The organism is Flavobacterium hercynium, from assembly GCF_002217285.1.
GTDB classification, from domain to species: Bacteria; Bacteroidota; Bacteroidia; order Flavobacteriales; family Flavobacteriaceae; genus Flavobacterium; species Flavobacterium hercynium.
On sequence record NZ_MUGW01000026.1, the window covers coordinates 53736 to 62225 of the forward strand.

Genomic DNA, 8490 nt, shown 5'->3' on the forward strand with positions numbered 1-8490 from the left:
ACGGATTAAAATCCGTTGCTACAAAATGTTTCGTTCCTACGGAACTTTGATACGATAATTTTGATAAAGTTATTCCAAATAACAAGACTGATTATAATTACAAAGAGCCATAGGCTCGACCAATATTGTAGAGCCGGATTTTAATCCGGCTTTTGTCGTTAGAATAGGAAGAAAGTTCCATAGGAACGACCGATATTTTGTGCTATTTACGAATAACAACTGAAAAATAGGAATCGTTACTGTCTTTTGCTCAAAAAACAAATTAAACTACTATCTGATAACATTATAATAACGCCATTCCAGATTAATTTACATTTTAAGCTTTGGCAAAGCCTGGTTTCTTTAAGCCCGTAATTAATACCTCAAAAGTCCGTAATTTTTAGATTGATGATACTGTTATTTTCGTAAAAAATCAATATGCTAATATGTCAAAAGTTAAGGTTTAATGATCTAACAACTGATTTTACTGCTAAAAACATAAGGATTTAGATCTAAAAAAGATGAAAATTATGGAAAGAAATATTGAATTAAACAGCGAGAATTTAACTTCAAGATATTGGAGAAAAAAAACAATAAACAGAGCACAGGCTCTTGAAACAAAAGACAAACAAATTAGTCTGGAAAGCATTACTATAAAAGGAGAAGAATTACAGTATTTCACGAAGCTTACCAATACTAATTTGTTGGCTCAATATACTGTTATTAACGCTATTTATTCTTTTTTGCTCAAAAAACTGATTAGCGAATTTGATGGATTTGTAGTATCTCATTATCAAGGACAGGAAAATCCTTTGCTTTTGGCATTTCCAACAACGTTAGACATCACTTTCAAAGAATATCTTCAAAAGGTAAAAGAGGAAATTCTGGAGACCTTAAAATACGCTGATTACAGTAATGTGCAAATAGTAGAGAAAACAGGTTTTACAACTTTGAGTAATTTGTCTCACTATGCAATCAGCATTAACTCAAATAGTGAAGCAGTTTGTAATGGTGTTTTACTTGCTGTAAAAATCAAAGAAAATCAGGATTTAGACATTCAGGTTTCGTATGTAGAAGGTTTTGTAAACAAAGCCATCGTAGAATATCTGGCTTCGTATTTTGAAGGATTTATAGTTGATTTAGAACATAATTTGGGAACCACTTTAACGGCTTACTCAGTACTTTCAGAAAACGAAAAACAACAATTATTAGTCGATTTTAATGCTACCGATGCTGTTTATCCAAAAGACAAAACAATAGTCGATCTATTCGAAGAGCAAGTAGAAAAAACTCCAAATGCTGTAGCAGTTGTATTTAAAGATACAACGTTAACGTATCAGGAATTAAACGAAAGAAGTAATCAATTGGCGCGATATATTAATGATAACCACAAAGTAAATAAAGGGGACATTGTGGGAGCATTTTTGCCAAAGTCAGATAACGGCGTTATTACGTTATTGGCCATTATGAAGTTAGGCGCCGTTTATCTGCCTATTGATACCAATTATCCTCAGGAAAGAATCGATTATTTGGTACAGGACAGTGCTTTAAAATTAGTTATCAGTGATTGTGACACTTTAGCGATTGCACAGATTAAGAATATCAACATCAATTCAATCAACTTTGATGCTATTTTCTCTGATAATATGAATGTTGCGATTACAGCGGATGATTTAGCGTATGTAATTTACACTTCGGGTTCAACAGGAAATCCAAAAGGAGTTGCAATAGCGCACGGCAGTAATGTAAATATGTCCTTAGATCAAATCAAAACTTTTGAAGTTACGGCTAGTGATAAAGTAGTTTGGTTTGCTTCTGTAGCCTTTGATGCTTCGATATCAGAGATTATGATGAGTTTGTACAGTGGTGCTTCGTTATGTATTCCTACCGAAGAAGTGATTAAAGACAAACATCAATTTGTTTCGTTTTTAAAAGAAACCAGTGCTACAGTAGTTACGTTTCCTCCAAGTTATTTGGGCTTATTGTCCGAAGAGGAGCTTGCAGGTTTACGATGCATTATCACGGCTGGAGAACCTGCCAATGCAAGTAAAGCATTAGCGGTTGTAGAGGCCGGAATTGATTATTACAATGCTTACGGACCAACAGAATGTGCGGTTTGCGTTTCGATCTATAAAGTAACACAACAAGATCATAACAAAGCCATTATTCCGATTGGAACACCGATCGCCAATACTAAGATTTACATTTTAGACGAAGCCTTACAACCTGTACCAATAGGAGTTACAGGAAAACTATACGTTGCCGGAACAGGTTTAGCCAAAGCTTATTTGCACAAACCGGAACTTACTGCAGAGAAATTCATAACAAATCCTTTTCATGAAGGAGAGAAGATGTACGATACCGGTGATTTAGGATGCTGGTTAGCCGATGGAAATATTGAATTTTTAGGCAGAAAAGATTATCAGGTAAAAGTGCGCGGTTACAGAATCGAATTAGGAGAAATCGAAAATACGCTTTTACAATATTCACAAAATGTAAAACAAGCAGTTGTTGAAGTTCGAGAAAACAATAAAGAAAAAGTATTGGTGGCTTACTTCGTAGCGAATAACAATCTTGAAAAAGGAGATTTACGCAGTTTTCTTCAAAAGCGATTACCGGATTATATGATTCCTGCATTTTATGTAGCATTAAAAGAATTACCGCTAACGCCAAATGGTAAAATAGACCGAAAAGCATTGCCTGAAATCGCAAGTCACGATATCATCAGAAGAGAATATGTAGCGCCTAGAAATTCGACCGAAGAATATTTAGTTGCGATTTGGCAGGACGTATTAGGTATAGAAAAAATTGGAACTACAGATAACTTTTTTGAATTGGGCGGGCATTCGCTTAAGGTTACCAAAATGTTATACCAAATCAATAGAACTTTTGAAGTTGAGCTTCAGATTAAAAATGTCTTAGCACTGCAAAACATCATTGAACTGGCTAAGATGATCGAAAATGAAATCGTATTTGTAAAAGGAATAACAACCAACAGAACCATAGATTTAGCAACCAACAAGAATTTAGAAGTATGGGAAATTTAAGTATTAAAGAGCACTTAACAGCATTAATTCAACAAGGTATCAATTTTGAAGTTTCTCAGGATAAACTGTTGGTAAAAGGGGATTTGAGCATCGTAAATGACGAGCAAAAACAGTTTTTAAGAGAAAACAAAGAAGCTATTATTGCTTTAATTCAAAACCAGACCAGAGAAACCATAACAATCGAGAAAGTAGCTAAAAGTGTTTCGCTTCCACTTTCTTTTTCCCAACAAGGTTTATGGCTTCTTGATAAAATCAATAACGGGAGCTCACATTATAACTTAACCTCGACTTTTAAACTTACAGGTAAAATAAATTATGAAGCGTTAAACAAAACCTTCAATACGATTCTGCAAAGACATGAAAGTCTACGCAGTTATTTTTTTGTTGATGAATCCGGCGAACCGATTCAAAATGTTCAAACGGTAAACGAGTATCATGTTGCGGTAGAAGATGTTAACGCATTATCTCAAAATACACAGCAATACATTATCGAAGTCGTAGAACAAGAAACCTTCAAAATATTTGATCTTTCTAAAGATGTGTTACTAAGCATCCGATTATTGATGATTAGCAACGAAGAGCATATTCTGGTGGTAACCATGCACCATATTGCATCAGACGGCTGGTCGATGGGGGTTTTGATCAAAGAATTTAATATCCTTTACAACAGTTACAGAAAAGACGAGCCGAATCCACTAGACGATTTGAGCATTCAATATTCAGATTATGCACATTGGCAACGTCAATGGTTTAAGGGCGAAGTATTAGAAGAACAAACGAATTACTGGAAAAAGCAATTGGCAGATTTGCCTGTGCTTCACGGTTTACCGTTAGATAAAGTACGACCGCTGACACAAAGCTTTAACGGAGACACGTATCATTCGGTGTTAGATAAAAATACACTAAAAGGATTGCAGGATCTTTGTCAGTCAGAAGTGGCGACTTTATTTATGGGAATTCACGCTGCTTTTAGCACTTTGCTGTCACGTTACAGTAACGAAACTGATATTGTGGTGGGAAGCCCGATTGCCAATCGCGAGAAAGCTGAAATAGCAGATTTAGTTGGTTTTTTCATGAACTTATTGGTTTTGCGAAGTGATTTATCTCAAAAACCAAGCTTTAGAGAACTAATCAGACAAAGTAAAACCATGTTGGAATCAGCGTATGAGTACCAGCAAATGCCTTTTGAAAAATTAGTTCAGGAATTAGACGGAAAAAGAAATCTGAGCCACAATCCGTTGTTTCAGATTTTATTGACGCTTCAAAATACAGATCAGGATGCATTGGCATTAGCAGACTTGGTTATGGAGCCTGTTAATTATAAGGTTGCCAATAGCGCCAAATACGATTTGAGTTTAAATGTTACCGAAACAGCAAATGGTTTAACATTGGCATGGGAATACAACAGTGATCTTTTCGAAGCGCAAACGATCAGCAGTATGGCGGATCATTTCAATACGTTACTTGCTTCACTGCTTAGTAATCCAGATGAAAATGTTTTCAAAGCCAACTTGATCGGACAAAATGAAACGACAGAAATCTACCAACATTTAAAAGGGGAAGCATTAGATTTTACTAAAAATGAAAATGCAATTAGTCTTTTTGAATATCAAATAAAAAACACACCGGATCGTACCGCTGTAACCTGCAATGATATCGCGTATACGTATGAAGAAGTAGGTGATAAAGTTGATGCTATCGCAACGTTATTGGCCAATAAAGGTGTAAAACAAGGTGATAAAGTAGGGATTTGTCTGGTACGAAGTGTAGAAATGGTAGCGACTATTTTTGCTTGTTTCAAACTAGGAGCTTGTTACATTCCGCTTGATCCAGTTTATTCTTCAGAAAGAATCAATCAGATTATAGAAGATGCAGAACCAAAAAGCATCGTGACATTAAAACCGCTAAAAGAATTATTCTTAAACAAACTGACTAAGGAAACTTTTGTTTTTGTTGATGATCTTCAGGTGCAAACGGCTACGCAATTGATAGGCGTAGATTATTCTGATGATGATAGTGCGTACATTATTTTTACCTCCGGAACTACAGGAAAACCAAAAGGAATAGAAGTTAGTCAGGGTAATTTAAACAATTTACTGTATAGCCTTGATGTTTCTTATGGAAGCAAGGACACACAAAAATGGCTGGCACAAACCAGCATCAATTTTGATATTTCGGTATTAGAACTGATCTGGACGATTTCGCGAGGACATTCTATTGTATTACAACAATCAAATCCTTTCAAATTATTAGCACACGAACGATTGGTTCCGGCAAAGAAACTGGATTTTAGTGTTATGTTTTTTGGGGCAGATAACAAACAGGAACATAAATACGACTTGCTGTTAGATACAGCAAAATATATTGATAATAACGATTTTACAGCCATTTGGACACCAGAACGTCATTTTGGTGAATTTGGAGGCGCTTTTCCAAGTCCGTCGGTATTAAGTGCTGCTTTGGCGGTACTTACAAAAAATATCAGCATTCGATCAGGAAGTGTTGTTTTGCCATTACAAGACCCTATTCGTGTTGCTGAAGAATGGTCGATTGTAGATAATCTTAGCAACGGACGTGTAGGTCTGAGTATTGCTTCAGGATGGCATCCAAATGATTTTGTTTTTGCTAATTCAGATTATCACAATCGTCATCAGGAAGTTAAAGACAGAATAAAAGAATTAAAAAGCCTTTGGAGAGGCGATGCCATTGTTCGTAAAAATGGTGTAGACAAGGATTTTACCATAAAAATCAGACCGTTGCCAATACAGGCAGAATTGCCAATTTGGGTAACAGCGGCAGGAAATCCGGATACCTTTAGATACGCCGGAGAAATTGGTGCTAATGTTCTGACACACGTATTAGGACAATCGGTAGAACAATTAGAAGAAAACATTAAAATCTACCATCAGGCATTGCAGGAGAACGGATTTAGTATCGCTGATAAAAAAGTGACGCTGATGATTCATACCTACATCGACGAAACAGAACAAACTGCGTTAACAACTAGTGAAAAACCATTCAAAGCCTATTTAGAATCGTCTATTAAATTGATGGAGCCTTTGGCAAAAGAATTAGGTTTAGACTTAGATACGCAAACCAGCGAAGTAATAGACATTGCCTATACCAAATTCAGCAAAAACAATACCTTGATCGGAAGTCCGGAATCGTGCCAGAACATGCTGTTTAATATTCAGCGTATTGGGGTAACAGAAGTCGCTTGCCTGGTTGATTTTGGTGTAGAAAACGAAAAAGTATTAGCAGGATTAGAAAAAATTGTTGAAGCTAAAACGCTGTACCACGCTCAAGTTGAATTGGCAAAAATAGTAGATGCTGAAAGCCAGCGAACAGAATTAGACCTGATTGATGCGCATCAGCTAACGCACGTTCAAATGACGCCATCGCAATCTAAGCTTACGATCGATTTGTATCAACAGTCAAAACAATCAAAAGCAAGAGATTTATCTTCTGTACGTCATTGGTTAATAGGTGGAGAGCCTTTGAACAAAGACCTTATGGAAAATTTAAGTACGCTAACCGATTGTAAGTTGTACAATATGTATGGTCCAACAGAAACAACCGTTTGGTCTGCATGGAGAGCCATAACCAAAGATGATTTTAAAATAGGAGCACCTATTCACAATACCAATTTATTACTCTTAAACGAATACGAACAGCAAGTTCCTGTTGGTGTTGTAGGAGAACTTTACATTGGCGGATTAGGCGTAGCAAAAGGCTATTACAACAACAGCGAGCTTACCAATAAAAGTTTTAAAGAAGTCGCAAATGCTTATTTTGGAAACAGCCGTTTCTACAAAACAGGTGATTTAATGCGAATGAAAGCCAATGGTACTTTTGAATATATTGGTAGAAAAGATAATCAGGTAAAAGTAAACGGATATCGTGTAGAACCAGGCGAAATAGAAAGTGTACTTTCTAAATTATCAGGTGTTAAGGATGCAAAAGTTATTGCCATTACAGAGAACAATGCCACACATTTAGCCGCTTATGTGGTTAAAGAAGATATTGTTTACGGAGACTACAAAGCACTTCCTGCTGAAAAGCAAGCGAGACCTTTTCATTTTCCTGACGGAAGCGTAGTGTACCATCAATCAGATCGTCAGTTGGCGATGCTGTATACTGAAATATTTGAAGACGGAATTTATTTTAAACACGGTATTTCTATCCCTGAAAATGGTTTGGTGCTGGATGTTGGTTCAAACGTGGGAGGTTTTTGTATCGATGTCAATCAAAGACAGCCAAGCGCTTCTATTATTGCTTTTGAACCAATCCCGCAGATTTTTTCAGCATTAAAACAAAACTTTGAACACCGCCAGATCAAAGGACGAATTTTGAATTATGGTGTATCCAACAAAAAAGAAAGTGTTGTATTTAACTATTATCCAGAAATGTCCGGTTTATCAGGAAGATTTGCCGATCAGGAAACGATTGTAAACGCAGTTGGAAAATACATTGAATACAATAAAGAATCATCTACAGATGATGCCAAGTTATCGGGTGAAGATCATAAAGTAGTACAATCTTTTTATGATACGATTGAGGAATCAAACGGATTGTCTGAAGAGTACAAACAATACATTTCTTCTTTGTACCAAACTGAAGAAGTAGAATGTCAATTAACAACCATTTCAGCAGTTATTGATGATTTCAACATTCAATCGATTGATTTACTAAAAGTCGATGCTGAAAAAAGTGAATGTCTGGTTTTAGAAGGAATTAGAGCCGAACATTGGCCTATGATTCATCAGCTAGCGATCGAGGTAGATGGAGACAACAACTTAAACGCAATTTTAAGTTTACTTCGAGAGAAAAACTACGAAGTACAAGTCGATGAATTGGTCATGAGCGATGCCAGTACACAGAATGATGAAAATACCTATATGTTGTACGCTGTTAATCCTAATTTCTCAGTGAAAGAAAAAGAGATAGCTATACAAAGTTTCGGAACACAAATTGACGAAAAAGTGATTAGTGAATTTTTGAAAAAGAAATTACCGGATTATATGAACCCAAGAGACATTATCCTGGTGCCATCTATTCCGTTAATGGAAAATGGAAAGGTAAACATGGTGAAGTTAAAGGAAATTCAGCCTCAAAAAGCAGATACTACGACTACAGCTACATTGAGCAACCAATTAGAATTAGACATTTACCGCATTTGGTGCGAAGTTTTAAAACGCGAAAATATTCCGTATCACGTGAGCATTTTTGAAGCAGGTGGAAGTTCTATCGAAATTGTATTGCTGCACGAAAAAATGCAAACCGAATTTAAGGCAACTTTTTCGCTAATAGAACTTTTCCGTAATCCGAGTATTCCACAACAAGCCAAATTAATTCAGAATGCCATTAATCAAAGCGGGGAGACAGGAAGCGAAGACGCGATCAAGAAAGCAGTAAACAAAGGATTATCCAGAAGAAACGCAAGAGCAAATAAAATTAACTGAGA

At 36.1% G+C, this 8490-nt stretch carries 2 protein-coding genes; both read left to right on the plus strand.

All coding sequences use genetic code 11. The features are described from left to right. Nucleotides 1-509: 509 nt before the first annotated feature. Nucleotides 510-3026 (plus strand): non-ribosomal peptide synthetase, encoded by a 2517-nt coding sequence (locus tag B0A66_RS13330; RefSeq protein ID WP_165766616.1) that lies wholly within the window; start codon nucleotides 510-512, stop codon nucleotides 3024-3026. Further along, nucleotides 3014-8488 (plus strand): MupA/Atu3671 family FMN-dependent luciferase-like monooxygenase, encoded by a 5475-nt coding sequence (locus B0A66_RS13335; protein WP_089050342.1) that lies wholly within the window; start codon nucleotides 3014-3016, stop codon nucleotides 8486-8488. The genes B0A66_RS13330 and B0A66_RS13335 overlap by 13 nt, the downstream gene beginning before the upstream one ends. Nucleotides 8489-8490 lie beyond the last annotated feature (2 nt).

Excerpts from the sequence above, each read along its gene's own strand:
- B0A66_RS13335 (WP_089050342.1), top strand. The coding sequence starts at position 3,014 with ATGGGAAATTTAAGTATTAAAGAGCACTTAACAGCATTAATTCAACAA.
- B0A66_RS13330 (WP_165766616.1), top strand. The coding sequence starts at position 510 with ATGGAAAGAAATATTGAATTAAACAGCGAGAATTTAACTTCAAGATAT.